This is a genomic window from Streptococcus halitosis (genome assembly GCF_023147855.1).
Taxonomy (GTDB): Bacteria; Bacillota; Bacilli; order Lactobacillales; family Streptococcaceae; genus Streptococcus; species Streptococcus halitosis_B.
This window is the reverse complement of sequence record NZ_JAHXOP010000001.1, coordinates 801663-828204: the sequence shown is the minus strand read 5'-3', so window position 1 is coordinate 828204 and position 26542 is coordinate 801663. Positions and strand designations below refer to the sequence as shown.

30 protein-coding genes and 1 pseudogene are annotated in these 26542 nt (G+C 42.4%); 19 read left to right on the top strand and 12 right to left on the bottom strand.

Translation table 11 applies throughout. The features are described 5' to 3' along the window. Positions 1-16: 16 nt before the first annotated feature. The 3 genes from serS to KZX55_RS04095 all read right to left on the bottom strand — a co-directional run bounded on the left by serS (position 17) and on the right by KZX55_RS04095 (position 3243). Positions 17-1291 carry a serine--tRNA ligase gene (gene serS, locus KZX55_RS04105; RefSeq protein WP_248024806.1) on the bottom strand — a complete coding sequence of 425 codons (1275 nt, stop codon included), beginning with the start codon at positions 1289-1291 and terminating at the stop codon, positions 17-19. Positions 1292-1504: 213 nt separating this feature from the next. After that, positions 1505-1876 carry a DUF956 family protein gene (locus KZX55_RS04100; protein ID WP_248024805.1) on the bottom strand — a complete coding sequence of 124 codons (372 nt, stop codon included), beginning with the start codon at positions 1874-1876 and terminating at the stop codon, positions 1505-1507. 2 nt (positions 1877-1878) lie between these two features. After that, on the bottom strand, positions 1879-3243 hold the full coding sequence (locus tag KZX55_RS04095; protein ID WP_248024804.1) for an aspartate kinase: 1365 nt from the start codon (positions 3241-3243) through the stop codon (positions 1879-1881). Positions 3244-3525: 282 nt separating this feature from the next. Between KZX55_RS04095 and KZX55_RS04090 the strand changes: the two genes are divergently transcribed. The 17 genes and pseudogenes from KZX55_RS04090 to KZX55_RS04010 all read left to right on the top strand — a co-directional run bounded on the left by KZX55_RS04090 (position 3526) and on the right by KZX55_RS04010 (position 16321). Continuing rightward, the gene (locus tag KZX55_RS04090; protein ID WP_001015584.1) at positions 3526-4311 is read left to right on the top strand and encodes an enoyl-CoA hydratase; all 786 of its coding nucleotides are present in this window, start codon (positions 3526-3528) and stop codon (positions 4309-4311) included. A gap of 90 nt (positions 4312-4401) precedes the next feature. After that, positions 4402-4836 (top strand): fatty acid biosynthesis transcriptional regulator FabT, encoded by a 435-nt coding sequence (gene fabT, locus KZX55_RS04085; RefSeq protein ID WP_000386336.1) that lies wholly within the window; start codon positions 4402-4404, stop codon positions 4834-4836. Further along, positions 4836-5810, top strand: a complete 975-nt coding sequence (locus tag KZX55_RS04080) for a beta-ketoacyl-ACP synthase III (RefSeq protein WP_248024802.1) — start codon at positions 4836-4838, stop codon at positions 5808-5810. Before fabT ends, KZX55_RS04080 begins: the two co-directional genes overlap by 1 nt. A gap of 56 nt (positions 5811-5866) precedes the next feature. Further along, positions 5867-6091, top strand: coding sequence for an acyl carrier protein (locus KZX55_RS04075; RefSeq protein WP_000257840.1), 225 nt, complete (start codon positions 5867-5869; stop codon positions 6089-6091). Positions 6092-6208: 117 nt separating this feature from the next. After that, on the top strand, positions 6209-7183 hold the full coding sequence (gene fabK, locus KZX55_RS04070; RefSeq protein ID WP_248024801.1) for an enoyl-[acyl-carrier-protein] reductase FabK: 975 nt from the start codon (positions 6209-6211) through the stop codon (positions 7181-7183). Further along, positions 7176-8096: an ACP S-malonyltransferase gene (fabD, locus tag KZX55_RS04065; protein WP_248024793.1), complete on the top strand. Its 921-nt coding sequence runs from the start codon at positions 7176-7178 to the stop codon at positions 8094-8096. The genes fabK and fabD overlap by 8 nt, the downstream gene beginning before the upstream one ends. Positions 8097-8140: 44 nt before the next feature. Beyond that, complete coding sequence (fabG, locus tag KZX55_RS04060) at positions 8141-8872, top strand: 3-oxoacyl-[acyl-carrier-protein] reductase (protein WP_057488698.1); 732 nt, start codon at positions 8141-8143, stop codon at positions 8870-8872. 28 nt (positions 8873-8900) lie between these two features. Further along, positions 8901-10136 (top strand): beta-ketoacyl-ACP synthase II, encoded by a 1236-nt coding sequence (gene fabF, locus KZX55_RS04055; protein WP_057488697.1) that lies wholly within the window; start codon positions 8901-8903, stop codon positions 10134-10136. Between the two features lie 2 nt (positions 10137-10138). Continuing rightward, positions 10139-10627 (top strand): acetyl-CoA carboxylase biotin carboxyl carrier protein, encoded by a 489-nt coding sequence (gene accB / locus KZX55_RS04050; protein WP_248024791.1) that lies wholly within the window; start codon positions 10139-10141, stop codon positions 10625-10627. After that, the gene (gene fabZ, locus KZX55_RS04045; RefSeq protein WP_000565515.1) at positions 10624-11046 is read left to right on the top strand and encodes a 3-hydroxyacyl-ACP dehydratase FabZ; all 423 of its coding nucleotides are present in this window, start codon (positions 10624-10626) and stop codon (positions 11044-11046) included. The genes accB and fabZ overlap by 4 nt, the downstream gene beginning before the upstream one ends. Before the next feature lie 11 nt (positions 11047-11057). Next, positions 11058-12425, top strand: a complete 1368-nt coding sequence (accC, locus tag KZX55_RS04040; protein ID WP_000488663.1) for an acetyl-CoA carboxylase biotin carboxylase subunit — start codon at positions 11058-11060, stop codon at positions 12423-12425. A gap of 35 nt (positions 12426-12460) precedes the next feature. Then, complete coding sequence (accD, locus tag KZX55_RS04035) at positions 12461-13327, top strand: acetyl-CoA carboxylase, carboxyltransferase subunit beta (RefSeq protein ID WP_084852667.1); 867 nt, start codon at positions 12461-12463, stop codon at positions 13325-13327. Continuing rightward, positions 13324-14091: an acetyl-CoA carboxylase carboxyl transferase subunit alpha gene (locus tag KZX55_RS04030; RefSeq protein ID WP_248024789.1), complete on the top strand. Its 768-nt coding sequence runs from the start codon at positions 13324-13326 to the stop codon at positions 14089-14091. The genes accD and KZX55_RS04030 overlap by 4 nt, the downstream gene beginning before the upstream one ends. 158 nt (positions 14092-14249) lie before the next feature. Beyond that, positions 14250-14345 (top strand): bacteriocin, encoded by a 96-nt coding sequence (locus tag KZX55_RS04025; RefSeq protein ID WP_232216683.1) that lies wholly within the window; start codon positions 14250-14252, stop codon positions 14343-14345. A gap of 105 nt (positions 14346-14450) precedes the next feature. Beyond that, positions 14451-15176 carry a CPBP family intramembrane glutamic endopeptidase gene (locus KZX55_RS04020; protein WP_248024786.1) on the top strand — a complete coding sequence of 242 codons (726 nt, stop codon included), beginning with the start codon at positions 14451-14453 and terminating at the stop codon, positions 15174-15176. Between the two features lie 219 nt (positions 15177-15395). After that, positions 15396-15580 (top strand): annotated as a pseudogene (gene briC / locus KZX55_RS04015) (biofilm-regulating peptide BriC). Positions 15581-15598: 18 nt separating this feature from the next. Beyond that, positions 15599-16321: a CPBP family intramembrane glutamic endopeptidase gene (locus KZX55_RS04010; protein ID WP_248024784.1), complete on the top strand. Its 723-nt coding sequence runs from the start codon at positions 15599-15601 to the stop codon at positions 16319-16321. Between the two features lie 49 nt (positions 16322-16370). On the opposite strand, the gene nusB is transcribed toward KZX55_RS04010, so the two are convergent. From nusB to gatC, 9 genes are all read right to left on the bottom strand, one after another. Then, entirely contained in the window at positions 16371-16793 is a 423-nt protein-coding gene (nusB, locus tag KZX55_RS04005; protein ID WP_000203656.1) for a transcription antitermination factor NusB, read from the bottom strand. Further along, entirely contained in the window at positions 16786-17175 is a 390-nt protein-coding gene (locus tag KZX55_RS04000) for an Asp23/Gls24 family envelope stress response protein (protein WP_000510584.1), read from the bottom strand. The genes nusB and KZX55_RS04000 overlap by 8 nt, the downstream gene beginning before the upstream one ends. Before the next feature lie 21 nt (positions 17176-17196). Continuing rightward, positions 17197-17757 carry an elongation factor P gene (gene efp, locus KZX55_RS03995; protein ID WP_000568640.1) on the bottom strand — a complete coding sequence of 187 codons (561 nt, stop codon included), beginning with the start codon at positions 17755-17757 and terminating at the stop codon, positions 17197-17199. A 66-nt stretch (positions 17758-17823) separates the two neighbouring features. Then, a complete protein-coding gene (locus KZX55_RS03990) occupies positions 17824-18966 on the bottom strand; it encodes an SPFH domain-containing protein (protein WP_248024782.1) in 1143 nt (380 codons plus the stop codon). 8 nt (positions 18967-18974) lie between these two features. Continuing rightward, positions 18975-19931 (bottom strand): zinc-ribbon domain-containing transport protein, encoded by a 957-nt coding sequence (locus KZX55_RS03985; RefSeq protein WP_248024780.1) that lies wholly within the window; start codon positions 19929-19931, stop codon positions 18975-18977. Between the two features lie 99 nt (positions 19932-20030). Further along, positions 20031-20426: a hypothetical protein gene (locus KZX55_RS03980; RefSeq protein ID WP_248024772.1), complete on the bottom strand. Its 396-nt coding sequence runs from the start codon at positions 20424-20426 to the stop codon at positions 20031-20033. Between the two features lie 57 nt (positions 20427-20483). Then, on the bottom strand, positions 20484-21929 hold the full coding sequence (gatB, locus tag KZX55_RS03975; RefSeq protein WP_084872570.1) for an Asp-tRNA(Asn)/Glu-tRNA(Gln) amidotransferase subunit GatB: 1446 nt from the start codon (positions 21927-21929) through the stop codon (positions 20484-20486). Beyond that, the gene (gene gatA / locus KZX55_RS03970; RefSeq protein WP_248024769.1) at positions 21929-23395 is read right to left on the bottom strand and encodes an Asp-tRNA(Asn)/Glu-tRNA(Gln) amidotransferase subunit GatA; all 1467 of its coding nucleotides are present in this window, start codon (positions 23393-23395) and stop codon (positions 21929-21931) included. The genes gatB and gatA overlap by 1 nt, the downstream gene beginning before the upstream one ends. Beyond that, a complete protein-coding gene (gene gatC / locus KZX55_RS03965; protein ID WP_000705412.1) occupies positions 23395-23697 on the bottom strand; it encodes an Asp-tRNA(Asn)/Glu-tRNA(Gln) amidotransferase subunit GatC in 303 nt (100 codons plus the stop codon). Before gatC ends, gatA begins: the two co-directional genes overlap by 1 nt. A gap of 165 nt (positions 23698-23862) precedes the next feature. Here gatC and KZX55_RS03960 point away from each other — a divergent pair, with 165 nt between their 5' ends. Further along, complete coding sequence (locus tag KZX55_RS03960) at positions 23863-24555, top strand: YwaF family protein (RefSeq protein WP_248024759.1); 693 nt, start codon at positions 23863-23865, stop codon at positions 24553-24555. A gap of 143 nt (positions 24556-24698) precedes the next feature. Next, the gene (locus KZX55_RS03955) at positions 24699-26243 is read left to right on the top strand and encodes a peptide chain release factor 3 (protein WP_248024757.1); all 1545 of its coding nucleotides are present in this window, start codon (positions 24699-24701) and stop codon (positions 26241-26243) included. Positions 26244-26542: the final 299 nt, after the last annotated feature.

Sequence of the window (26542 nt, the reverse complement as noted above, 5' to 3'; positions counted from 1 at the left end):
GCTAGGCCTTATTTTTTTATGGTTTGATAACTTCAGCGCCACCCATGTATGGACGAAGAGCTTCTGGAATGGTTACAGAACCATCTTCATTTTGGTAGTTCTCAAGAATAGCAGCCACTGTACGTCCAACTGCAAGTCCAGAACCGTTCAAGGTGTGAAGGAGTTTTACCTTGCCATCGACTTCATCACGGTAACGGATTTGGGCACGACGGGCTTGGAAATCTTCTGTATTTGAACAGCTTGAGATTTCACGGTAGGTATTTTGAGCTGGAATCCAAACTTCCAAGTCATAAGTCTTGGCAGCTGAGAAGCCCATATCCCCAGTAGAGAGGGCAACGACACGGTACGGAAGGTTGAGTTTTTGAAGGATGTTTTCAGCGTTGGCCGTCATTTTTTCTAATTCTTCATACGATTCCTCTGGTTTGGCAAATTTGACCATTTCAACCTTGTGGAATTGGTGCAAACGAATCAAGCCACGTGTATCACGACCAGCTGAACCAGCCTCAGAACGGAATGAAGGACTCATAGCGGTAAAGTAGATTGGCAGGTCTTTACCGTCAAGGATTTCATCACGGTAGTAGTTTGTCAAAGGCACTTCAGCCGTAGGAATAAGGACATAATTAGTGTCTTTCAATTCAAAAGTGTCTTCCTTGAATTTTGGATATTGACCAGTACCAAACATAGAATCATGGTTAACCATGTATGGTGTGATGACTTCAGTATAGCCCTCTTTTCCATGCTCGTCCAACATAAAGTTGTAGATAGCACGTTCCAAACGAGCCCCAAGTCCTTTATAGAAGAGGAAGCGAGCACCAGTAACTTTTGCTCCACGTTCCCAGTCAAGGATACCCAAGTTTTCACCAAGATCCCAGTGAGCTTTTGGTTCAAAGTCAAACTCGCGTGGAGTTCCCCAACGACGGACTTCCACATTGTCATCTTCGTCGGCTCCGATAGGAACACTGTCAGCAGGGATATTTGGAAGAGTAGTGGTAAATTCTGTCAATTTAGCATCGATGTCCGCCAATTCCGCATCCAAGGCTTTGACTTCAGCAGATAAGTTTTGCATCGCAGCAATCTTGTCATCGACATTTTCCTTGTTGCGCTTGGCTTGGGCAATCTCAGCAGAAACCGTGTTGCGTTCTGCCTTGAGGTTTTCAACCTTGACCAAGATGTCACGACGTTTAGCATCGATTTCTTTCATCTCGTTTAAGACAGCAGGATCTACACCACGTGTAGCCAATTTTTCTGCGACAGCATCAAAATCTGTGCGAATACGTTTAATATCTAACATAAGAACTCCTTTATGAAAAAAGCACACCTGACAAAGTGTTGGAGTGGCAGGGCCACGGTTCCATCCAACTTCACAGGTGTGCACTTGATTGTGTATGTAATTGTGAACAACGGTAGAATTTCACCTATCCCTCCTATCTGCTCGCAGCACCCGCAGACTTTCTGAAAGAAGGAGATAACTTACTTATCCGTTGCTATGATTATACTAAAGTTTCTACTTTTTTGCAAATAGATTTTTAAGTTTTTGTCCAATGGTCTGGAGTAGAGTCGGAAGTTTCACAACCTTGTCGTTTCCTAATTTTTCCCGAGCGATTTTGAGGATAGCTCCAGAGTCTTTTGAAGCAAAGAGGAATTTTCCTTGATCGGTGAAGACTTCAAAGTGGCGGCTGATCTTGCGACCACTTACGTTGGCTCCGATTTGCTGAATGCTGGACCAGGGGATTTGAATATATTGTTCGACATTGACATCAGGATAAAACTCTAAGGCTTGATCCCCGATTAAAAATTTTCCAACTTTTCCAGAGATAGAGAGGTAAGATGTCCCAGTAGTTTGGAGGTCAATGACTTGATTGAGTGATTGGGCCATGATTAGTCTTCCTTACTTTCATCGAAAAAGGCATGATAGAGAGCCTTGATAGCGGCCTTCTCTTGCTCTTTATTGACAACAAACATGATGGAAACTTCACTTGAACCTTGGGACATCATCTGGATGTTGATTTTATTCTCAGACAAAGCCCGTGTTGCAGTAGCAGTTACCCCGATATGACTCTTCATCTTTTCTCCAACAATCATAATGATGGAAAGGTCATGTTCGATTTCAGCATGGTCCACTTCCGCCTTTTGAACCAACTGACGAAGGATTTCTTCTTCCTTGATAGGAGTTAGTTCGCGAGAACGAAGGATGATTGAAAGATCATCGATACCTGTTGGCATATGTTCCCAACCAATGTTAAGATCTTCAAGGATTTGAAGAATCTTACGACCGAATCCAACCTCGCGGTTCATGAGGTATTTTGACATGTTGATGCTGACGAATCCAGAATCACCAGCGATCCCAACGACTGGGAATTTATCGCTACTGTGTTTTAGAACGATACGAGTACCCGGATGGTCAGGGTTATTGGTATTTTTGATAACGAGAGGGATTTTTCCACGGTAGGCAGGGAGCAGAGCTTCATCGTGAAGGACTGAGAAACCTGCATAGGCCAATTCACGCATCTCACGGTAGGTCAATTCAGGGATAGAGTGCGGTTGGTGAATGATACCCGGATGGGCAGCAAAGATACCATCAACATCCGTAAAGTTTTCGTAGAGGTCAGCTTTGACACCTGCAGCGATAATGGAACCTGTTATGTCGGATCCACCACGTGAGAAGGTACAGATTTGATCTTCCTTAGTAACTCCAAAGAAACCAGGAATAACAAGGACTTGGTTGCTGTCAGCCAAGCCTTCAATTTTGTCATAACTAGATGGAATGATGCGAGCATTTCCAGGTTCGCTTGTTACGATAATTCCCGCTTCTCTAGGGTGAACATAGCGCGCATCGATGCCGTTTTGGTTAAAGTAAGCTGCGATAAGTTTGGCATTGTTGTTTTCTCCAGCCGCTAGGAAGGTATCATAGAGAAATTCATTGTCCTCTATAGGAAGAGTCGCTAAGGCGCGGATGCTTTTAGAAATTTTCTCTAAAACAGTTGGTTTTAAGCCTAGTTCGCTCACCATTGCTGCATAGCGGTCGATAATCCAATTTTGGCTAGCGCTGATGTCATTTCCAGCCACATAGTCACGATAATATTTGATCAAGGCATCTGTAACCTTGGTATCCTCAGCATTGCGTTTACCCGGTGCAGAAACGACCACAAAACGGCGCTCTTTATCGCTCTTGACGATGTTTAAAACTTTTTCTAACTGGCTAGCAGAGGCAAGTGAGCTTCCGCCAAATTTAACAACCTTCATAGGGACTCCTCAAGTAAGTATTTTATACGATTATAGCAGAAAGAGGGGATTTTTTCAATGAAGAAAATAGCTCCCTATTACAATAGAAGTAAATGCTAACTTATTCTGAAAAGCGACAACAGTTTAAAAGTAAGAGAGTCAAATTTCACTCACACTCATAAATGATGGGTAAATAATCAGCTGAGACACTTTCCTTTAGTTTTTCCTTGCCTCTTTATCCAAAAAAAGGTATACTTTGAAAATAAAATAATTTCATTGCCTTACAAAAGAAAAGGAGAAGCTATGAATCATATCTTATATCAGATCGTAGATGATCTGGCTATTATTACTTTGAATCGTCCCGAAGTGGCAAATGGTTTCCATATCCCAATGTGTGAGGAGATTTTAGAAGCTTTGACCCTAGCAGAGCAGGATCAAGCTGTTCAGTTCATCTTGATTAATGCTAATGGGAAGGTCTTTTCAGTTGGGGGAGATTTGGTTGAGATGAAGCGTGCAGTGGATGAGGATGACATTCCTTCTTTGAATAAGATTGCAGAATTAGTCAATACAATTTCTTTTAAAATCAAGCAAATTCCTAAGCCTGTTTTGATGGAGGTAGATGGAGCAGTTGCAGGTGCTGCGGCAAATATGGCAGTAGCAGTTGATTTTTGCTTGGCGACTGACAAGGCAAAATTCATCCAAGCCTTTGTTGGAGTTGGGTTGGCGCCGGACGCTGGTGGGATTCATCTCTTGAGTCGTAGTATCGGGGTAACACGAGCTGCACAACTTGCTATGACAGGTGAAGCCTTGACCGCAGAAAAAGCACTGGAATGGGGCGTAGTATACCGCGTTTGTGAAGCTGACAAATTAGAAAAAACAAGAGAACAAGTTCTGAAAAAATTAAGACGAGGTTCAGCAAACTCGTACGCAGCGATTAAAAAATTGGTTTGGGAAAGTCAATTTAAGGATTGGCAAGATTATGCCGAATTGGAATTGAAACTGCAAAAATCTTTATCTTTAACTGAAGATTTTAAAGAAGGGGTCCGAGCACATTCTGAAAGAAGAAGACCAAAATTTTCAGGAAAATAAAAAAATACTTGCACAATTCTTTGAAGTTTGTTATACTTTTTCTATCAAATGTTTTGATTGTGAAAGTTTTTTGAGGAAGAGGGAAAAAGTTTGGACTACCAACAAGTAAATGATTATTTAACATCTATTTTCAATAACGTCCTTGTGATTGAGGAGGTTAGCTTACGAGGTAGTCGATTCAAAGACATCTCCATCAAAGAAATGCACACGATCGATGTGATTGGGAAATTCCCTGAGGCGACGCCTAGTAAGGTTTCCAAAGAACTGATGGTGACCCTGGGAACAGTTACGACGAGCTTGAATAACCTAGAAAGAAAGGGTTACATTGAGCGTATTCGTTCTGATCAAGACCGTCGTGTGGTCTATCTGCATTTGACAAAGAAAGGTCGTTTGGTTCACCGCCTTCACAAACGATTCCACAAGGCCATGGTCGAAAGAATTATTGACGGCATGAGTCCTGAGGAAAAGGAAGTCATGGGCAGAGGCTTGACGAACCTTTATCAATTTTTGGAGGATTTGAAATAATGGCCTTTGCTAAAATAAGCCAAGTTGCTCATTATGTTCCAGAGCAAGTGGTCACTAATCATGACTTGGCTCAAATCATGGATACAAGCGATGAGTGGATTTCAAGTCGGACAGGAATTAAACAGAGACATATCTCAAAAACGGAATCTACAAGTGACTTGGCGACAGAAGTAGCTAAGAGCTTGTTGGATAAAGGGAGCTTAACAGCGGATCAGATTGATTTTATCATTGTAGCGACGATTACCCCAGACTCGATGATGCCTTCCACAGCAGCTCGAGTTCAGGCGAATATCAGAGCGCATAGAGCTTTTGCCTTTGATCTGACAGCAGCTTGCAGTGGCTTTGTATTCGCTCTCTCAACTGCAGAAAAGTTTTTAAGTTCTGGACAGTTCAAAAAAGGGATTGTTATCGGGGCTGAAACCTTATCCAAGGCAGTTGATTGGTCTGATCGTTCGACAGCTGTTCTCTTTGGAGATGGTGCTGGTGGCGTTCTTTTGGAAGCGAGCGAAACACGGCACTTCCTCGTGGAAAGTCTCTATACGGATGGTTCTCGGAGCGAGTGTTTGACCTATGGTCAAACGGCTTTGGCTTCGCCTTTCTCAGATCAAGAAGCAGTTCCTGCTTTTCTGAAGATGGATGGACGAGCAGTTTTTGATTTTGCAAATCGTGATGTTGCTAGATCGATCAAGGAAACCATTGAAAATGGTCCAATCGCAGCATCGGACTTGGATTATCTCTTGCTTCATCAGGCAAATATCCGCATTTTGGATAAGATGGCTAAGAAAATCGGTGTAGACCGAGATAAGCTTCCTGCCAATATGATGGAGTATGGAAATACCAGTGCAGCAAGTATCCCGATTTTGCTCTCAGAGTGTGTGGAGAATGGCATGATTCATTTAGATGGTAGCCAGACGATTCTCCTATCAGGCTTCGGTGGAGGTTTGACATGGGGCACACTCATTCTTACAATCTAGGTAATCATGTGGTAAACACATAGTTATAAAATTTTATATTTTAAAGGAGTCCTATCATGGCAGTATTTGAAAAAGTACAAGAAATTATCGTTGAAGAACTTGGGAAAGACGCATCAGAAGTAACACTTGAATCTACTTTTGATGATTTGGATGCAGATTCATTGGACTTGTTCCAAGTAATCTCTGAAATTGAAGATGCTTTTGATATCCAAATCGAAGCAGAAGATAACTTGAAAACAGTTGGTGACTTGGTTGCTTACGTTGAAGAGCAAACAAAATAATTAGCATATTACTAGAAGGAGTAGGGGAGACCCGCTCCCTCTTGTTTAGGTAATAGTTTGAAATTCAAATGATAAACTTATCGAACTATTACGTAAGCAAGGAATGATGGAGGCACTATGAAAACACGTATTACAGAATTATTGAACATTGATTATCCTATTTTTCAAGGAGGAATGGCCTGGGTTGCTGATGGCGACTTGGCTGGTGCAGTATCAAAAGCTGGTGGTCTGGGGATCATCGGTGGTGGAAATGCACCTAAAGAGGTCGTAAAGGCTAATATCGATAAAATCAAATCACTTACGGATAAACCTTTTGGTGTCAACATCATGCTCTTGTCACCTTTTGTAGAAGATATCGTTGATCTCGTGATTGAAGAAGGGGTTAAGGTGGTTACAACTGGTGCTGGAAATCCAAGTAAATACATGAACCGTTTCCATGATGCAGGAATTACAGTTATTCCTGTTGTTCCTAGTGTTGCTTTGGCAAAACGCATGGAAAAAATTGGTGCAGATGCCGTCATTGCAGAAGGTATGGAAGCTGGTGGACACATTGGTAAATTAACAACGATGACCTTGGTTCGCCAAGTTGCTGCAGCTGTTTCAATTCCAGTTATTGCTGCTGGTGGTATTGCAGATGGTGAGGGGGCAGCGGCTGGGTTTATGCTTGGCGCAGAAGCTGTTCAAGTAGGAACTCGTTTTGTAGTTGCCAAAGAGTCTAATGCTCATCCAAATTATAAAGCTAAAATTTTAAAAGCTCGTGATATTGATACAACGATTTCAGCACAACATTTTGGACACGCAGTTCGTGCCATTAAAAACCAGCTGACTCGTGATTTCGAGCAAGCTGAAAAGGATGCCTTTAAACAAGAAAATCCAGATTTGGAAATTTTTGAGCAAATGGGTGCAGGAGCTTTAGCTAAAGCTGTTGTCCATGGTGATGTGGATGGCGGTTCAGTGATGGCCGGCCAGATTGCAGGTTTGATTTCTAAAGAAGAAACTGTTGAAGAAATCTTAAAAGATATCTACTACGGTGCAGCTGAAAAAATTCAAGAAGAAGCTGCTCGTTGGGCAGGAGTTGTAAGAAATGACTAAAACAGCCTTTCTATTTGCGGGTCAAGGTGCTCAGTATCTAGGGATGGGGCGTGATCTCTATGATCGCTACCCTATCGTCAAGGAAACAATTGACCAAGCCAGTCAGGTTTTGGGTTATGACCTTCGTGATTTGATTGACAAGGAAGAAGCCAAGTTAAACCAGACTCGCTATACGCAGCCAGCTATTTTAGCGACTTCGGTTGCTATTTACCGACTATTGAAAGAAAAGGGCTACCAGCCAGATATGGTAGCAGGATTGTCTCTTGGGGAATATTCTGCTCTTGTAGCAAGTGGTGCTTTGGACTTTGAGGATGCAGTTGCCTTGGTTGCTAAACGTGGTGCTTATATGGAAGAGGCTGCACCTGCAGGTTCTGGAAAGATGGTTGCCGTCCTAAACACTCCAGTTGAAGTGATTGAGGAAGCTTGTGAAACAGCCTCTAAAGTTGGAGTAGTGACTCCAGCTAACTACAACACCCCAAGCCAAATCGTCATCGGTGGTGAGGCGGCTGCGGTTGACCGCGCAGTTGAACTCTTGCAGGAAGCAGGAGCAAAACGATTGATTCCTTTAAATGTATCTGGCCCTTTCCATACAGCACTTTTAGAGCCAGCCAGTCAGAAACTAGCTGAAGCTCTTGAGGAAGTGAGTTTCTCTGATTTTACTTGCCCACTAGTCGGCAATACGGAAGCTACTGTTATGGAAAAAGATCGAATCCAAGAGCTCTTGACGCGTCAGGTAAAAGAACCTGTTCGTTTTTATGAAAGTATTGCTGTGATGCAGGATGCTGGGGTAACCAACTTTATTGAAATCGGCCCTGGAAAAGTCCTATCAGGATTTGTCAAAAAAATCGATAAAACTGCTCAGCTAGCTAACGTTGAAGATCAAACAAGCTTGGATGCTTTGCTAGGAAACTAGTGACCCCTTCTCCCAGAAAATACAACAGGAAATAGGAGAATAGAATGCAACTAAAAAATAAAAATATCTTTGTTACAGGTTCAAGTCGTGGTATCGGACTTGCCATTGCTCACAAATTTGCCAAACTAGGTGCGAATGTAGTCTTGAATAGTCGTGGAGCAATCTCAGAAGAATTGCTGGCTGAGTTTTCAAACTACGGCGTCAAAGTGGTACCAATATCAGGTGATGTTTCAGACTTTGCAGATGCCAAGCGTATGGTAAATCAAGCAATTGCAGAACTCGGTTCTGTCGATGTCTTGGTCAACAATGCTGGGATCACTCAAGATACGCTTATGCTCAAGATGACCGAAGAAGATTTTGAAAAGGTGATTAAAATCAACTTGACAGGTGCCTTCAATATGACGCAAGCAGTCTTGAAACAGATGATAAAGGCACGTGAAGGTGCGATCATCAATATGTCCAGTGTGGTCGGTTTGATGGGAAATATTGGGCAGGCCAACTATGCAGCTTCTAAAGCAGGTTTGATTGGTTTTACCAAGTCAGTAGCACGTGAAGTTGCCAATCGCAATGTACGCGTAAATGCTCTTGCCCCAGGGATGATCGAATCGGATATGACTGCTGTTTTGTCTGATAAGGTCAAGGAAGCGACATTGGCACAAATCCCAATGAAACATTTTGGACAAGCAGAACATATCGCAGATGCTACAGTGTTCCTGGCTGGACAGGATTATTTGACAGGACAAGTTCTCGCTGTTGATGGCGGACTTAGCATGTAAAAAATAAGGAAAGATATAGGTAAGACAGATGAAACTAAATCGAGTTGTAGTAACAGGTTATGGATTGACCTCTCCTATCGGAAATACTCCAGAAGAATTTTGGAACAGTTTGCAAACTGGGAAGATTGGAATTGGAGAAATCACTAAGTTTGACCACAGCGAATTTGCTGTGCACAATGCGGCAGAAGTTCAAGATTTCCCCTTTGATAAATACTTTGTCAAAAAAGATACCAACCGTTTTGATAACTATTCTTTGTATGCCTTGTACGCAGCTCAAGAAGCGGTGACAAATGCAAATCTTGATGTAGAAGCAATTGATAAAGATCGTTTTGGTGTCATCGTTGCCTCAGGTATTGGGGGAATTAAAGAAATCGAAGACCAAGTTATCCGTCTTCATGAAAAAGGCCCAAAACGTGTTAAGCCATTGACACTTCCAAAAGCCTTGCCAAATATGGCTTCGGGAAATGTTGCCATGCGCTTTGGAGCAAACGGTGTTTGTAAATCAATCAATACAGCCTGTGCCTCATCAAATGATGCTATTGGCGATGCCTTCCGTTCAATCAAGTTTGGTTTCCAAGATGTCATGTTAGTAGGTGGATCAGAATCATCTATCACTCCTTTTGCCATCGCTGGTTTCCAAGCATTGACTGCCCTATCAACTACAGAAGATCCAACTCGTGCTTCTATTCCGTTTGACAAAGATCGTAATGGTTTTGTGATGGGAGAAGGTTCTGGGATGCTGGTTCTTGAGAGTCTTGAACATGCTGAAAAACGTGGAGCGACTATCTTGGCTGAAGTAGTTGGTTATGGAAATACCTGCGATGCTTATCATATGACTTCACCTCATCCAGAAGGTCAGGGTGCAATCAAGGCAATTAAATTAGCTTTGGAAGAGGCAGAGATTTCTCCAGAACAAGTGGCTTATGTCAATGCCCACGGAACTTCAACTCCTGCAAATGAAAAAGGAGAAAGTAGTGCGATCGTAGCTGTCCTTGGTAAAGAAGTACCTGTATCTTCAACCAAGTCCTTTACAGGACACTTGCTTGGTGCTGCAGGAGCGGTAGAAGCAATTGCTACCATCGAAGCCATGCGTCATAACTATGTACCAATGACAGCTGGAACAAGCGAGTTGTCAGACTATATCGAAGCGAATGTCGTTTATGGACAAGGCTTGGAGCAAGAAATCCCTTATGCTATTTCAAACACTTTTGGTTTTGGTGGACACAATGCGGTTCTTGCTTTCAAACGTTGGGAGAATAAATAATTATGAATTTAAATGAGATCAAGGACTTGATGGCTCAATTTGACCAATCAAGTTTGAGAGAATTTTCTTATAAAAATGGAACGGACGAATTGCAGTTCAGTAAGAATGAAGCAAGAATGGCTTCTGAAGCACCAGCTCAAGTTGCTCCAGTGCCAACTGCAGTAGCTGCAAGTCCAGTAGTTTCTGCCCCTTCAACTCCAGTAGAGAGTGCAGTGGAAGAAGCTCCAGCACCAGCTGAAACGACTGTTGCTCCAGAGGGTGATGTCGTTGAAAGTCCACTTGTAGGGGTGGCTTATTTGGCTGCTGGACCAGATAAACCTGCCTTTGTCACAGTTGGAGACAGTGTTAAAAAAGGTCAGACTTTGGTGATCATCGAAGCCATGAAAGTCATGAATGAAATTCCTGCACCTAAGGATGGTGTGGTGACAGAAATTCTCGTTTCAAATGAAGAAATGGTTGAATTCGGTAAAGGATTGGTACGTATCAAATGATCGATATTCAAGGAATCAAAGAAGCTCTACCCCATCGCTACCCCATGCTCCTAGTGGATCGTGTCTTGGAAGTGAGCGAGGATACCATTGTTGCCATTAAAAATGTGACCATCAACGAACCTTTCTTCAATGGTCATTTTCCTCAATACCCAGTTATGCCAGGTGTTCTTATCATGGAAGCTTTGGCTCAGACTGCTGGTGTCTTGGAATTGTCCAAACCTGAAAATAAAGGGAAACTGGTCTTCTACGCTGGCATGGACAAGGTTAAGTTCAAGAAGCAAGTTGTACCAGGTGACCAATTAGTCATGACGGCTACTTTTGTTAAACGTCGTGGTACGATTGCTGTGGTTGAAGCGAAGGCTGAAGTAGATGGTAAGCTTGCAGCGAGTGGTACTCTTACCTTTGCAATTGGAAACTAAGGAGGATCTCCATGTTTCGTAAAATTTTGATTGCCAACCGTGGTGAGATTGCGGTTCGCATTATTCGAGCTGCGCGTGAATTGGGCATTGCAACCGTAGCAGTTTATTCAACTGCTGATAAGGAAGCTCTTCATACACTCCTAGCGGATGAAGCTATCTGTATCGGACCTGGTAAGGCGACAGAATCTTATCTCAATATCAACGCTATTTTGTCTGCTGCAGTCTTGACAGAAGCAGAAGCCATCCACCCAGGTTTTGGTTTTCTTAGCGAAAACTCCAAGTTTGCTACGATGTGTGATGAAGTGGGGATTAAGTTTATCGGCCCTTCTGGGGCTGTAATGGATACCATGGGAGATAAGATCAATGCGCGTGAGCAAATGATCAAGGCTGGGGTTCCAGTTATCCCAGGGTCTGATGGTGAAGTTCACACAGCTGAAGAGGCACTTGCAGTTGCAGAAAAAATTGGCTATCCAGTCATGCTTAAGGCATCGGCAGGTGGTGGTGGAAAAGGGATTCGTAAGGTTGAAAAGGCAGAAGACTTGGTCGCAGCCTTTGAAACAGCATCCAGTGAAGCCAAGGCCAACTTTGGAAATGGCGCTATGTATCTTGAGCGTGTGATTTATCCAGCTCGCCATATCGAAGTTCAGATTCTTGCAGACCAAGAGGGTCATGTTGTCCATCTTGGTGAACGGGACTGTTCGCTCCAACGGAATAACCAAAAGGTCTTAGAAGAAAGCCCGTCCATTGCGATTGGCAAAACCCTTCGTCATGAAATTGGTGCTGCAGCCGTTCGTGCAGCAGAGTCTGTTGGCTATGAAAATGCAGGGACGATTGAATTTCTTCTCGATGAAGCGAGTGGCAATTTCTACTTCATGGAAATGAATACTCGTGTGCAAGTGGAACACCCAGTCACAGAGTTTGTTTCAGGTGTTGATATCGTGAAAGAGCAGATTCGCATTGCTGCCGGTCAACCTTTACCTTTCAAACAAGAAGATATCGTCCTACGAGGTCATGCTATCGAGTGCCGGATCAATGCAGAAAATCCAGCATTTAACTTTGCTCCAAGTCCAGGGAAAATTACCAATCTCTATCTACCAAGTGGTGGAGTTGGCTTGCGCGTGGACTCAGCAGTTTATCCAGGTTATACCATTCCCCCTTACTATGATAGTATGATTGCCAAAATCATTGTTCATGGGGAGAATCGTTTTGATGCCTTGATGAAAATGCAACGGGCGCTTTATGAACTTGATATTGAAGGAGTGCAAACCAATGCAGACTTCCAGTTGGATCTGATTTCAGACCGCCGAGTTATCGCTGGTGACTACGATACTTCCTTCTTGATGGAAACTTTCTTGCCAAAATACCAAGAAAAAGAATAGACTTTCAAACAGTATGAGAACTAAAAGGGGGAGTTATGGCTCTATTTAGTAAAAAGGATAAGTATATTCGGATCAATCCTAACCGTTCCGTAAGGCAGAAACCACAAGCCAAGCCTGAGGTTCCGGATGAACTCTTCTCCCAGTGTCCTGGTTGTAAACACACCATTTACCAAAAGGATCTTGGGAGCGAACGAATTTGTCCCCATTGTAGCTATACTTTCCGTATTTCAGCTCAGGAACGCTTGGATTTGACGATTGATTCTGGTAGCTTTGTGGAGATGTTTACAGGTATTGAAACTCAAGATCCATTAAACTTTCCTGACTACCAGAAAAAACTTGCAACAATGCGTGAAAAGACAGGTTTGGATGAAGCCGTACTGACTGGTACAGCTAGCATCAAGGGGCAAAAAGTTGCCCTTGGGATCATGGATTCAAACTTTATCATGGCTTCTATGGGAACCGTTGTGGGTGAAAAAATCACGCGCTTGTTTGAGTATGCAACGGTAGAAAACTTGCCAGTCGTTCTCTTCACAGCTTCTGGTGGAGCCCGTATGCAAGAAGGAATCATGAGTTTGATGCAGATGGCTAAGATTTCTGCGGCAGTTCAACGCCATTCCAAGGCAGGACTTTTTTACCTAACTATTTTAACCGATCCGACAACAGGTGGGGTGACTGCTTCTTTTGCTATGGAGGGTGATATTATCCTAGCGGAGCCACAGAGTTTGGTTGGGTTTGCTGGGCGTCGTGTTATCGAAAATACAGTTCGGGAGACCTTGCCGGATGACTTCCAAAAGGCAGAATTTTTGCTTGAACATGGATTTGTTGATGCAATTGTCAAACGGAGAGAATTGCCTGAAACAATTGCTAAATTAGTGAGATTGCATGGAGGAAGTCGCGGATGAATATTGCAAAAATAGTCAGAGAGGCACGCGAGCAGAGTCGCTTGACTGCACTTGATTTTGCCAATGGAATCTTTGAAGAGTTTATCGAATTGCATGGAGATCGGTCTTTTCGTGATGATGGTGCGGTTATCGGTGGAATTGGCTGGTTAGGTGACCAAGCAGTAACTGTCGTCGGTATCCAAAAGGGGAAGAGTCTTCATGACAACCTCAAACGAAATTTCGGGCAACCTCATCCAGAAGGCTATCGCAAGGCCTTGCGCCTGATGAAACAAGCGGAGAAGTTTGATCGTCCAGTTGTGACCTTTATCAATACGGCGGGTGCTTACCCAGGTGTTGGAGCCGAGGAACGTGGACAAGGTGAAGCAATCGCCCGAAACCTGATGGAAATGAGTGACCTCAAGGTTCCAATCATCGCTATTATTATCGGTGAAGGTGGATCTGGTGGGGCCCTAGCTCTAGCCGTAGCTAACCGTGTCTGGATGTTAGAGAACTCAATCTACGCAGTACTTAGCCCTGAAGGATTTGCCTCTATCCTTTGGAAGGATGGCAGTCGTGCTATGGAAGCAGCAGAATTGATGAAAATCACTTCACATGAACTTCTAGAAATGGGAATCGTAGACAAGATAATTCCAGAAGAGGATTTCTCAAGTAAAGAACTGCTAGCTTGTGTTAAAAATGAATTGCGTGCAGAACTAGATAGGTTGCAAGAACTACCACTCGACCAACTTATCGAAGAACGTTACCAACGCTTTAGAAAATACTAAGAATGACTAAATGAGACTAGAAAGGTCTCATTTTTTTTATAAAAAAATACCATTCAGGGTGAAAAATTGACAGTTGAGGAGATAGACTATAAAATAGACAAAAAAATGTATACTGTAGATGTAAGCTTACAAAAATTTATTTTAAGGAGGTACTTGATATGACAGGTACAGAAACATTTACAGTTCTTTCATCTGAAGAGTTAGAGCAAGTTTCAGGTGGTCGAATGATTCGGGCAGTTGATAATAGACATTGAGATTCGCCATATGCATATAGTTTAGCAACAGAGTGGAGTACAATACTGAATCATGCGACTAGACGTGCTTATGGTATTACCTATTGATAAATTAAAGGGGTAAGTATGAAAAAACTAGGGCATTTGGGAGTCTATACATCACTGGTATTTCTATCGGTTTATCTACCAGAGTTAGGGATTATGTATCTAACTAAGTTTTTAGGATGGGGGATAGATGGCTATTCTATCATTTCACTTGTTGGGGAACTAGTTCTTGTAGTCTTATTCGTCTTCTGGTTGAAAAAGAAAAAGATGCTCTATATTTTTGAAAAAAAGGGCTCAAAGAAGTCAAGATTCTTTTACCTTATGGTTGGTCTAGTGGCTACTTATTCTATTCGTCAATTGGTGGATGCTTATCAATTACAGTTTCATCACTTAATTGATAACAAGTATATCTTTCAAGACCTTCTTTCGGTTCTATACTCTAATGGTCAACCAACTTTTCTATCAACTGTTCTCAGTTTTAGTTTAACAGTAGTCGTCGCACCTATATCAGAGGAACTAATTGACAGAGGGTATTTTATGAATACCTTCTTTCCCCAGTCCAAGTATTATCTGGATGTTATCTTATCAGCTCTTATCTTTGGTCTCGGTCATTTGATCCTAACTCACCGAGATCCTATCAGTTTGATTATTTTTAGTTTTGCTGGTCTCTTCTATGCCCTTGTCTACCGTTGGACAAAGAACTTAAAAATTACCATCCTGTGCCATAGTTTTTTCAACTTTCTCATCTATGCAAAACCCATCTGGATTTTTGTTTACAATTATATCTATTATCATTTTTTTAGATAGTGGGAGGCAAAGAAAAAAGTGTTTGATAGCTGTCAAACACTTTTTTAATTTGAGTAGAAGATAGAGAAATCTTTTTTATAATCTCTTGTTTTTCAATGAGTAAAGCTACCATTCAGGTTGAAAAATTGACAGTTGAGGAGATAGACTATAAAATAGACAAAAAAGATGTATACTGTTAGATGCAAGCTTACAACAATCTATTTTAAGAAGGTACTTGCAATGACAGGTACAGAAACATTTACAGTTCTTTCAACTGAGAACTTAGAGCAAACTTCAGGTGGTCTTGCTGTTTGGGAAGATGGATATGGTAGATGCTTATATCATAGAGAATTTGCTCCCTATATGGGGAAGGGGCACTTAATTCTTATAGAGATGCTTGGAAGTACGGCTTCCGAGCAGGATAATCTTTCAAAAAAAGTACGATGAGAAACACAAAGAAACTAGGACAATTTGGAATATTTTTGCTTATTATTTTACTATCTACCTATTTACCACAAACAATTGGATTGTATGTGGCAATCATTTTAGGGTTAGGCGCTGATGTCTATTCTCTTATTTTAACAATAGGATTAGTAGGAATTTGCCTTCTATTAATTTGGTGGTTAAAAAAGCAAAAGATGCTCTTTATCTTTGAGAAAAAGAGCTGGAACTGGTCATTTGTCTTCTACTTATTTGCAACTTATGTGGTTTATCAGATTCTCGATAATTTTTGGACACGCTATGCTCATTTGATTAATCATAGGAATATTCATGATGAGTATTTTACCGTGGTTCTTTCAAATGGACAACCAACTTTTTTATCGACTATCTTATCTTTTGTCCTGCCTGTAATCATCGGTCCTGTTTTTGAGGAGACTCTTGATAGAGGGTATTTTATGAATACCTTCTTTCCTAAGTCAAAGTACTATTTAGATGTCATCTTATCAGGCCTTATCTTTGGGCTTAGTCATTTGATACTATCTCACCGGGACCCAATTAGTTTATTATATTATAGTCTGATTGGTCTCTTTTTCGCCCTTGTTTATCGTTCTACCGACAGTCTGAGATTAACGATTCTCTGCCATAGTTTTTTTAACTTTCTCAATCATGCAAAACCTATCTGGATTTTTGTTTACAATTATATCTATTATCATTTTTTTAGATAGTGGAGGCAAAGAAAAAAGTGTTTGATAGCTGTCAAACACTTTTTTCTTTTTACTGTTCTTCTGTTACAAACTGGCTGAGCAGTCCATTGATAAAACGGGCAGATTTTTGATCTGAGAAGTCCTTTGCAAGCTCGATAGCTTCATTAACAGCAACCAACTGAGGGGTGTCAAATGAAGTGATTTCAAAGACTCCCAAGCGAAGGAGGTTTCTCTCCACGAGTGTTAAACGCTCGATGGTCCAACCTGCTTTTAAATGCTGTGTGATTTGCTTGTCTAGTTCTTCCTTTTTAGCCTGAACACCAGAAACAAGGTCTGTCAAAAAGGCTGGAAGTTGTACATCCGTATCTTCACGATCATGAGTATAGGCGAAACGACAAGCAGTTTCGACATCCGTACCGAATTCAAGGCTCATGAGAGCTTGAAAAGCGCATTTACGGAGTTGGCGTCTAGATTCTAATAGTGGACTAGTCATTGAGGAAGTCCTCGTCAAATAGATCTTTCAATTCTGGTTTTGGCGTTTTATCTGGAACGATACCTGCAACGTGGATATTGATAGCAGCGAGTTCTACATCAGCCATATTGCGGACGGCATCTTTGACAGCTTTCTGGATAGCAACAGCTACCTTAGGAACTTTTACTCCGTACTCAAGGTAGAGATAGATATCAGCTGTGAGTTCTTCGTCCACGTTTTTAAGATAAACGCCACGGCCGAGTGAAAGTTTTGAAAGGGTGTCAGATACTGATTTGTTTGAAAAAGAGTGTACACCCTCTACTTTTGCAGTAGCAATAGCAATGATTTTTTCAAGTACACGTGGGGCTATAACGATTTCGCCAAGTTGTTCTTCAATTCCCATAGAATGACCTCTTTCTAGAGATTAGGCACGAGAAACGTAAGTTCCTTCTGCAGTGTTGATAACGAGTTTTTGTCCTGCTTCGATGAAGTCTGGAACGTTTACGACAAGTCCAGTTTCCATCGTTGCTGGTTTACCAGAACCTGTAACAGTAGCACCTTTGATAGATGGTTGAGTTTCTGCAACTGTCAATTCAACAGTAGTAGGAACGGTGACACCAATCACTTCAGTTCCGTAGAATTGGATCTTCACATCAGAGTTTTCAAGGATGTAAAGCAATTCGTTTTCAACGTTGACTACAGGAATTTCGTATTGGTCGTAAGTTTCTGTATTCATGAAGTAGGCTGTGTCATCCATTTTGTACAAGTATTGAGCTGGGACTGTCTCGATGATGGCTTGTTCAAATTTTTCCTCTGGACGGTAGCTTGTGTCAAATGTAGAACCAGTACGGACATCACGCAATTTCATACGCATGATGGTATTTCCTTTACCTGGTTTGTGGTGGCTAGCTTCCAAAACGCGGATCAATTTTCCGTCAGCTGTTTCAAAGGTCATACCAGCCTTTAATTTACTTGCTTCAATCATGTTTTTACCTCTTTAATAAAATAATTTACTCTTTATTGTACCATAAAAGACAACATTACTCAAATGTCAAAAGGATCTTAATTGGTTGACTGGTACGATATTGCCATCTTCGTCTTTGGTGACGAGGACGTATTTTCCATCGACTTCGATATAAAAATTCTTGCTGGCAGTTTGCTCAGTGTTTTGAGCCGGTGCTTGATTTTGGACTTGTTGGCTTAATTGACCACCCAGAGTTTGACCAAGATTCATGCCCATAAACATGTTCATCCCATTGCCATTTCCTTCGTTGGCAGCAGCAGCAATAAGCGCTTCGTTGCGAGCACGGCGTTCTTCGATTTCAATCGTGTTGTACTTCATTGCCACGAGCTCACTATCAAGCTTACGAACGATATCAAGACTTTCTTGGTCGTAGCTGAGGTCTTCAAGCAAGATGTTAGTTGCTTCAATCCCGTAGAGACCTGTCCAAACCTTGTTGACCTCTTGTTTAGCGAGTTCGTTAAAGGTGTCTTGGTTGGCATTGAGGCTATAGATATCAACCTTGTTTTCGTTGGTATATTTGGCAATGGCAATCGCGATTTTTGGTGCGATATTTTGACGGAGCGTTCCTTGAGCTACATCTTGGAGAGTAAATGGCTGTCCGTCAGTAATTTGACGGCTAACAGAACTCACGTAGAAGAGGACTGGATCTGCTATTTTTACATCAAACAAGCCATAGAAACGGATGTTAAGCAGTTGTTGGTAACGTTCGCTGAAGTATTCGACCGCATTTTGTGTGCCGAACTTATTACCTGCAATAGGTTGCATGCGGATAAAGATAATTTCTTGTTGGGTGATGACTTGTCCACCAAAAGAGAAACGGTTTTTAAAGTTTTCCCAAGTGCCCTTTAAACCACCTTTTTCAAGGAGCCAGGCATTATCACCAGCTTGCCATTCGTGGCTACCAGCTTCGAGGACTTCACCAAGGAAGGTACCATTGTTTACCAAAACAGCGGTATAGCCTTGGGGAACGATAACCACACTGCCATCTGACAAAAGTCCAGTATTTTGATTGCTGTGACGAGAACGTCCATCTGGGTCTTTTGTGAGTAATTGACCCTTGACGGCCAAGGCATCGCCAGAGACATTATCTGGAAGGACAATGGCTTCCTTGAATTTACTATCATTAAAACTATTTAAGCCTGCTGATAAGGCTGCACGTATAAATCCCATAATTCCTCCTAATTATAAAGCTCGTCTTCATCCACAACATCATAGGTATCCAGTACCCATTGGTTTGGACTGCGAGAGAGATTGGCACCACAGTAGTCGCACTCGCTAACTGCAGAGATTTTCAATGGGGCGCCACAGTTTGGACAGTGGTCGCTCACAACTTCGTCTGGATTGACTGCTTGCGTTTGGCTACCGTGTTGACGGATAAAGTTCAATTGATACATGGTGAAGAGATCTTTTTTAGGGTCTCCTTCAAGGACACGGCGAGTCTCATCGTCAATGACATAGTCACGCAAGGTAGATGACAAAATCACCACTAAGGTATCGTTTCCGTCAGGATTTTCAATGAACTCCTTGATGCGAACGTTTTCGATACAAACTTTCTCTAAAACATTGGTTGTTTTAGCTCGAATATGGTCCTCGAGTTGGGTACTATGTTGGGAGTAGAGACTAGTACTTTCTAGCGCACGGACTGAATTCCAGTTTTTCTCAGTCCAGGCAACCTGCAATTTAAGATAAACTTCCTTAACCCAAGATGTGAAGGCATCAGCGTCAAAGTTTGGATCCCCATTTTTAACACGACTAATGGCCAGTGTGTTGTGTTCAACTCGACGATGGAGCGTTTGATAATCATTATTAGTGTAGGTTGAACTCGAATCTCCAGACTTATTCTGCAAGGATTTGACGATAACAACTAGTATGATTCCTCCAACTAATATGAACATAAATCCTAGATAGGGAGAGCTAGTAGAACTGTCAGAGGATGAGCCGTATCCAGAGCGGTAGTAGTGGTAGGATGAGCCGCCAGAACGACTTCCACCTCCACTTGAGCGGCTGCTACTTCTGGAGCTACTGCGGCTGCTCCCTCCACTTCTGGAATGTCCGACACCCGCATCAACGATTTGAGGCACGGATAGAAAAACAAGTAATAAACAGGTCATTAAAAGAGCGTAAAACTTTTTCATGTGTCTCCTAACTATATGATTGAAAAGGTAGCATTCTGAATTCGAATGATTATTAAACTATTTAATAACCTTTAAAAATCATTTAAGATATACTAGGCGTTATTTACTAGCATTTAGCTTCTTTATGGAATGGCGTTCGATGAGCCATCCCACAATCCATCCTATTGCTAGCAAGTAATTTTCAAAAGCACCGATAGCATTTACAGGAGAGTGATACTCCATATAATTGAGTAAGTGATTTGTTCCTATTCCAATTCCGCCAATAATGAGAGCAAGAAGTGCGATTCGTAGACAGAACCAATCGTATTTAATATTGATAGCGAGAATAATAATCAATACAGCTAAATTCCATATTCCAATTTCTCGTTGCCAACCAGCAGATATTCCGTACCCGGAGTGGCTTCCCATGTACGATGGAAAGAAAATTTGTAGTATAGAAGCGCCTAACATAGCGATGATGACTAAGACAAATAGCAATCGTAAAAATTTGTTCATTTATTCTGCTTGTCTCATTCTCGTCTTAAAAGTAGAAAAAAGTGTATAAAGAGTAAATTACTCACTTTCTTTCAACTTGGCCAATTCCTGTGCAAGGAGTTTAAGGGCAACTTGTGGATTGGCTTGCCCTTTGGTTGCCTTCATAAGGAATCCTGTGAAGGCCTTGTCTGCGTTGCGTTTGCCTGACTTGAAGTCGGCAACGGCAGCTTCGTTATCCGCAAAGACTTGGTGGATGATTGGGATCAAGACATTTGGATCTGAGATTTGCACCAAGCCTGCTTTTTCCACGTATTCACGCGCGCCACCGCCATTTTTAGCCAGGTGGACAAAGACTTTCTTGGCAATCTTAGAAGAAATCGTACCATCTTCGATGATGGCAATCATTTCTACTAAGTTTTCTGGTGTCAATTCGATTTGTTCCAGTGTTTTGCCTTCAGCATTCAAGAACTGAGCGACTTCACCTTGGAGCCAGTTAGAGACTTGTTTGGCATCGCCACCGAGGGCAACAGCTTTTTCAAAGAAGTCAGAAGTGACTTTGTTTGCAGTCAACTGGCTGGCATCGTAGTCTGACAAGCCAAGGTCAGATACGTAGCGCGCACGGCGTTCTTTTGGAAACTCTGGCAGTTCAGTACGCATTTCCTCAATCCACTCGTCTGAAATTTCAAAGAGTGGGAGGTCTGGTTCTGGGAAGTAGCGGTAGTCTGCAGCACCTTCTTTGACACGCATGAGGATGGTTGCTTTGTTGGCTTCATCGTAACGGCGTGTTTCTTGGCGGATTTGACCACCTGAGCGAAGGATTTCAGCCTGACGTTGCACTTCGTATTCAAGACCCTTACGGACGTTAGAGAAGGAGTTGAGGTTCTTTAACTCAGTCTTGGTACCGAATTTTTCTTGACCATAAGGACGAAGAGAAATGTTAGCATCCACACGCATCGAACCTTCTTCCATCTTAACGTCAGAAATACCAGCGTACTGGATGACTTCCTTGAGGGCAGTTAGATAAGCATAGGCTTCTTCTGGCGAGCGCATGTCAGCCTCAGATACAATCTCAATCAAGGGTACCCCTTGACGGTTGAGGTCAACATAAGAGTAGCCATCTGTACCGTGGGTGTTTTTACCTGCATCTTCTTCTAAGTGAGCACGTTCAATACCAATTTTCTTAGTCGTACCGTCTTCTAGTTCCACTTCAATCCAACCATTGTAGCCGATTGGCTCATCAAACTGGGAAATTTGGTAGGCTTTTGGATTATCAGGGTAGAAGTAGTTCTTGCGGTCGAAGTGCATCTTTTTGTGGATGTCCATGTTGAGGGCAAGAGCGGCCTTGATACCAGCATCGACAACACCTTTATTGAGAACTGGCAGAACTCCTGGGAAAGACCAGTCAATCACGTTGGTGTTGGCATTTTGGTCATTTCCAAAGTGGGCAGAAGTAGGTGAGAAGATTTTTGAATTGGTGTTGAGCTCTACGTGGACTTCAAGTCCAATGACTGTTTCAAAGTTCATTAGTTGTCACCTCCAAAAATCACGGGTTGTTGTTTGTGGTAGTCTGTTGTTGCTTCAAAGGCAGCAGCAACTTGGTAAATGGTTTCCTCAGAGTATTTAGGACCGACCAATTGGAGACCGACTGGGAGACCTTGAGCAAATCCAGCAGGAATAGAAATTCCTGGAAGACCAGCTAAGTTGACTGGGATGGTCAAAAGGTCAGCCAAGTACATGGCAACTGGATCGTGGTTGAGTGAGTCCAAGTCATAGGCGACGCTTGGAGCAGTTGGTCCCAAAATCAAGTCATAATCCGCAAAGACGTTTTCGAAATCTTGGATGATGAGGGTACGGACCTGACCAGCTTTCTTATAGTAGGCATCATAGTAACCTGATGAAAGGCTGAAAGTACCTAGCATGATACGGCGTTTTACTTCTTCACCGAAACCTTGGCTACGGCTGTTTACATAGATTTCATCAAGATTCGTCGCATCTTCTGCGCGGTAGCCATAACGGATACCGTCAAAGCGTTGCAAGTTTGATGAGGCTTCTGATGAAGCGATGATGTAGTAAACGGCAACACCGTATTTAGAATGAGGAAGGCTGACTTCTTCAACGATGGCACCAAGTTTTTCAAAGTGTTTGGCTACATTCAGAATGGTTTCCTTAACCTCTGGGTCAATTCCTTCACCAAGGTATTCCTTAGGCAAAGCAATTTTCATGTCCTTGATGTCTTGGCCGATTTTTGAAGTAAAGTCAGCAATGCGGACAGGAGCAGAAGTAGAGTCTTTAGCATCTTCGCTGGCAATAGCATTGAGCAAGAGGGCATTTTCCTTAACGGTTGGTGCAAAAGGTCCAATCTGGTCTAATGAGCTACCGAAGGCAATGAGACCGAAACGAGAAACTGTTCCGTAGGTTGGCTTGAGACCAACAATCCCGTTGAAGGCAGCAGGTTGGCGGATCGAACCACCAGTATCAGAACCAAGTGACAAACGGACTTGTCCTGAAGCTACAGAAGCAGCAGAACCACTTGATGATCCACCAGGAACCTTGCTGTGGTCCCAAGCATTTTTAGTCGCTCCGTAGTGGGAAGTTTCACCTGAACCACCCATGGCAAACTCGTCCATGTTGGTTTTTCCGACAACAATCATACCCTTAGCTTTGGCATTGGCAACGGCTGTCGCATCAAAGATTGGCTCGTAGTTGTAGAGCATTTTTGAGGCTGCAGTTGTAAGGATACCGTCGGTAGAGATATTATCCTTAACAGCCAGTGGAATTCCTGAAAGGACATTATCCGCGTCGATTCCAGCTTCATCAATAGCTTTAGCTTGTGCAATGGCTTGCTCTTCTGCGATAGTGACAAAAGCGTTGATAGTTGTCTCGCGAGACTTGATATCTTCTAGCGTGGCTTGTGTCAATTCAGTTGCAGAAATTTCCTTAGAGACAAGGAGGTTATGCAAGTCTTCAATCGTTTTGTTATTAAAAGTCATTAGGCATCTCCTCCATCATCTAGGATAGCTGGTACCTTGATATAGTAGTTTTCTTTTTCAGGTACGTTTTTAAACAAGCGGTCACGGTCTGTTCCTTCTTCGGCCACATCAGGGCGGAGTACGGTCTTGCGGTCAGCCATGGTCGTAGTAGGTGCGACACCAGTTGTGTCGACTTCGCCTAGCAATTCAACCATGTCAACAATTTTAGACAAGGTTGTCGCAAAGGCAGCAGTTTCTTCTTCAGAGAATTTTAATTTTGAAAGATTGGCAACGTGTGTTACCTCTTCTTGCGTAATTTTCATCTTGCATCCTTTCGTGAAATGATGATTTTTAGTCTGTTCTATTTTACCATATTTTCCTATAAATAAGGGAGCCAAACTGAAAAGAAATAGAAATTGAAAAATCGCTTTTAATTCGCTATAATGGTTAAACTAGAGAATAGAAAAAATAAGAGTTAGGATAGAAATATGTTCCATCAATTCATCACTAGATCTCAAACGGTTCCTCCTCCCATTTCCCTCTTTTGGTATGGGATTATGATGATCCTATTAGTGCTTTGTATTTATGGAGCACTTGCTTATCACAATAATCCGAAATTTATCCTCTTGTTTAAGGGGATTCAGATCCTCCAGTTACTAGCCCTATATAGTTGGTATGTTGGTTTTGGGATTCCATTTTCTAATAGCCTTCCGTTTTACCATTGCCGTTTGGCTATGTTTGCGGTGGTTTTCTTGCCAGATAAATGGCGGAGCAAGCAATATTTTGCCCTCTTAGGTGCAAGTGGAGCGGTCTTTGCTTTGGTTTACCCTGTTTTTGATCCCTATGATTTCCCCCATATCACCAGTTTTTCATTTTTGATTGGGCACTATGCCCTTCTAGTGAATTCCTTGGTTTACTTGATGAATCACTATGACAAGAGTCTGCTCAAGAAATATATGATTGTGGCCTATACTTTTATTCTCAATCTCTTTCTAGTTGGGGTTAATCAGGTGACGGGTGGAAATTATGGTTTGTTAAGAGATACCCCGTTTATCTCGAATGCTCCTCTATGGCTAAAGTATCTTCTTGTGTCCGTCATCCTTTCGCTGGCTCTGGTTCTTTTTGATATCTTGTTCAAGAAACGGTGGAAAAAGAGAAATCAGGTGCAATCTGTGCTCTAGCTCGCCTTTTCATCGGATGAGTAATTGAAAAACTCCCCAAAATCCGCTATAATGGAGAGTTGAAAGGAATAGTACAATCCAATGTAAAAATTATTCTTAGCAACTGAAACAACTAAAAATAGAAAATCAAAGAAAGAGAACTTATGACTATTCAAGAAGAAATAAAGAAACGCCGTACCTTTGCTATCATCTCCCACCCGGACGCGGGGAAAACAACCATCACGGAGCAGTTGCTCTACTTTGGGGGCGAGATTCGTGAGCCTGGTACGGTAAAAGGGAAGAAAACAGGGACTTTTGCCAAGTCTGACTGGATGGATATTGAGAAACAACGTGGTATTTCGGTCACGTCATCTGTTATGCAGTTTGACTATGATGGTAAGCGCGTGAACATCCTCGACACACCAGGGCACGAGGACTTCTCAGAAGATACTTATCGGACCTTGATGGCAGTGGATGCTGCGGTCATGGTCGTGGACTCTGCCAAGGGTATCGAGGCCCAAACCAAGAAATTGTTTGAAGTTGTGAAGCACCGTGGCATTCCAGTTTTTACCTTTATGAACAAGCTGGACCGTGACGGTCGTGAGCCACTGGACCTCTTGCAAGAACTAGAAGAAGTCCTAGGTATTGCGAGCTATCCGATGAACTGGCCGATAGGGATGGGGAAAGCATTCGAAGGCTTGTATGACCTCTATAACCAACGCTTGGAACTCTATAAAGGGGATGAGCGCTTTGCCAGTCTGGAAAAAGGGGATAAGCTCTTTGGAAGCAATCCTTTCTACGCTCAGGTTAAGGACGATATCGAACTGTTGCAAGAAGCAGGAAATGAATTCTCAGAGGAAGCTATTCTTGCAGGAGAACTGACTCCGGTCTTCTTCGGTTCAGCCTTGACAAACTTTGGTGTGCAGACCTTCCTTGAGACCTTCCTCAAGTTTGCTCCAGAACCTCATGGGCACAAGAAAACAGATGGCGAAATTGTGGATCCTTATGACAAGGATTTCTCAGGATTTGTCTTTAAAATCCAAGCTAACATGGACCCTCGTCACCGTGACCGTATCGCCTTTGTTCGTATCGTATCAGGTGAGTTTGAGCGAGGGATGAGTGTCAATCTGCCTCGTACTGGGAAGACTGCCAAGCTTTCTAATGTCACCCAGTTTATGGCAGAAAGTCGTGAAAATGTAACCAATGCCGTGGCAGGAGATATCATCGGTGTTTACGATACTGGTACTTATCAGGTTGGAGACACTTTGACAGTTGGAAAAAACAAGTTTGAATTTGAACCGCTACCAACCTTTACCCCTGAAATTTTCATGAAAGTTTCTGCCAAGAACGTCATGAAGCAAAAATCTTTCCACAAGGGGATTGAGCAACTGGTGCAAGAAGGAGCCATTCAGCTTTATAAGAATTACCAAACTGGCGAGTACATGCTAGGGGCTGTGGGACAACTCCAGTTTGAAGTCTTTAAGCACCGCATGGAAGGCGAGTACAATGCAGAAGTTGTCATGAGCCCAATGGGTAAAAAGACGGTTCGTTGGATCAAGCCTGAGGACTTGGATGAACGGATGTCATCAAGCCGAAATATCTTGGCCAAGGACCGTTTTGACCAGCCAGTCTTCCTCTTTGAAAATGACTTTGCCCTCCGCTGGTTTACGGACAAATATCCAGATGTAGAGTTGGAGGAAAAAATGTGATTGAGTAAGCCTACTTGATTGCAAAGTAATCTAAGTAAGGCTATGGCAAGTCCTACTAGACTTGCCTAACTGCCTCACTAACTGAGTTTTACAAATGGAATCGATTTGTAAAACTCAGTGTCGTAATCTAACACTCGGTAACTGCTAAGGCAGTCTACCTAAACGCTCCACTAGGAAAAGTCCACGAATCAATACCGTTCGTGGACTTTTCCCTAATAGATAGGCAAAAGATTTTTCTAATTACTCTCTAAATTCTGCATAGAATAAGGTAGGCTGGACTAATCTCTGTACAGTAAAGA

Bases quoted from the DNA above. Each gene is read 5' to 3' on its own strand.
- serS (WP_248024806.1), bottom strand. From the start codon at position 1,291: ATGTTAGATATTAAACGTATTCGCACAGATTTTGATGCTGTCGCAGAA.
- KZX55_RS04100 (WP_248024805.1), bottom strand. From the start codon at position 1,876: ATGGCCCAATCACTCAATCAAGTCATTGACCTCCAAACTACTGGGACA.
- KZX55_RS04095 (WP_248024804.1), bottom strand. From the start codon at position 3,243: ATGAAGGTTGTTAAATTTGGCGGAAGCTCACTTGCCTCTGCTAGCCAG.
- KZX55_RS04090 (WP_001015584.1), top strand. From the start codon at position 3,526: ATGAATCATATCTTATATCAGATCGTAGATGATCTGGCTATTATTACT.
- KZX55_RS04080 (WP_248024802.1), top strand. From the start codon at position 4,836: ATGGCCTTTGCTAAAATAAGCCAAGTTGCTCATTATGTTCCAGAGCAA.
- KZX55_RS04075 (WP_000257840.1), top strand. From the start codon at position 5,867: ATGGCAGTATTTGAAAAAGTACAAGAAATTATCGTTGAAGAACTTGGG.
- fabK (WP_248024801.1), top strand. From the start codon at position 6,209: ATGAAAACACGTATTACAGAATTATTGAACATTGATTATCCTATTTTT.
- fabD (WP_248024793.1), top strand. From the start codon at position 7,176: ATGACTAAAACAGCCTTTCTATTTGCGGGTCAAGGTGCTCAGTATCTA.
- fabG (WP_057488698.1), top strand. From the start codon at position 8,141: ATGCAACTAAAAAATAAAAATATCTTTGTTACAGGTTCAAGTCGTGGT.
- fabF (WP_057488697.1), top strand. From the start codon at position 8,901: ATGAAACTAAATCGAGTTGTAGTAACAGGTTATGGATTGACCTCTCCT.
- accB (WP_248024791.1), top strand. From the start codon at position 10,139: ATGAATTTAAATGAGATCAAGGACTTGATGGCTCAATTTGACCAATCA.
- fabZ (WP_000565515.1), top strand. From the start codon at position 10,624: ATGATCGATATTCAAGGAATCAAAGAAGCTCTACCCCATCGCTACCCC.
- accC (WP_000488663.1), top strand. From the start codon at position 11,058: ATGTTTCGTAAAATTTTGATTGCCAACCGTGGTGAGATTGCGGTTCGC.
- accD (WP_084852667.1), top strand. From the start codon at position 12,461: ATGGCTCTATTTAGTAAAAAGGATAAGTATATTCGGATCAATCCTAAC.
- KZX55_RS04030 (WP_248024789.1), top strand. From the start codon at position 13,324: ATGAATATTGCAAAAATAGTCAGAGAGGCACGCGAGCAGAGTCGCTTG.
- KZX55_RS04025 (WP_232216683.1), top strand. From the start codon at position 14,250: ATGACAGGTACAGAAACATTTACAGTTCTTTCATCTGAAGAGTTAGAG.
- KZX55_RS04020 (WP_248024786.1), top strand. From the start codon at position 14,451: ATGAAAAAACTAGGGCATTTGGGAGTCTATACATCACTGGTATTTCTA.
- KZX55_RS04010 (WP_248024784.1), top strand. From the start codon at position 15,599: ATGAGAAACACAAAGAAACTAGGACAATTTGGAATATTTTTGCTTATT.
- nusB (WP_000203656.1), bottom strand. From the start codon at position 16,793: ATGACTAGTCCACTATTAGAATCTAGACGCCAACTCCGTAAATGCGCT.
- KZX55_RS04000 (WP_000510584.1), bottom strand. From the start codon at position 17,175: ATGGGAATTGAAGAACAACTTGGCGAAATCGTTATAGCCCCACGTGTA.
- efp (WP_000568640.1), bottom strand. From the start codon at position 17,757: ATGATTGAAGCAAGTAAATTAAAGGCTGGTATGACCTTTGAAACAGCT.
- KZX55_RS03990 (WP_248024782.1), bottom strand. From the start codon at position 18,966: ATGGGATTTATACGTGCAGCCTTATCAGCAGGCTTAAATAGTTTTAAT.
- KZX55_RS03985 (WP_248024780.1), bottom strand. From the start codon at position 19,931: ATGAAAAAGTTTTACGCTCTTTTAATGACCTGTTTATTACTTGTTTTT.
- KZX55_RS03980 (WP_248024772.1), bottom strand. From the start codon at position 20,426: ATGAACAAATTTTTACGATTGCTATTTGTCTTAGTCATCATCGCTATG.
- gatB (WP_084872570.1), bottom strand. From the start codon at position 21,929: ATGAACTTTGAAACAGTCATTGGACTTGAAGTCCACGTAGAGCTCAAC.
- gatA (WP_248024769.1), bottom strand. From the start codon at position 23,395: ATGACTTTTAATAACAAAACGATTGAAGACTTGCATAACCTCCTTGTC.
- gatC (WP_000705412.1), bottom strand. From the start codon at position 23,697: ATGAAAATTACGCAAGAAGAGGTAACACACGTTGCCAATCTTTCAAAA.
- KZX55_RS03960 (WP_248024759.1), top strand. From the start codon at position 23,863: ATGTTCCATCAATTCATCACTAGATCTCAAACGGTTCCTCCTCCCATT.
- KZX55_RS03955 (WP_248024757.1), top strand. From the start codon at position 24,699: ATGACTATTCAAGAAGAAATAAAGAAACGCCGTACCTTTGCTATCATC.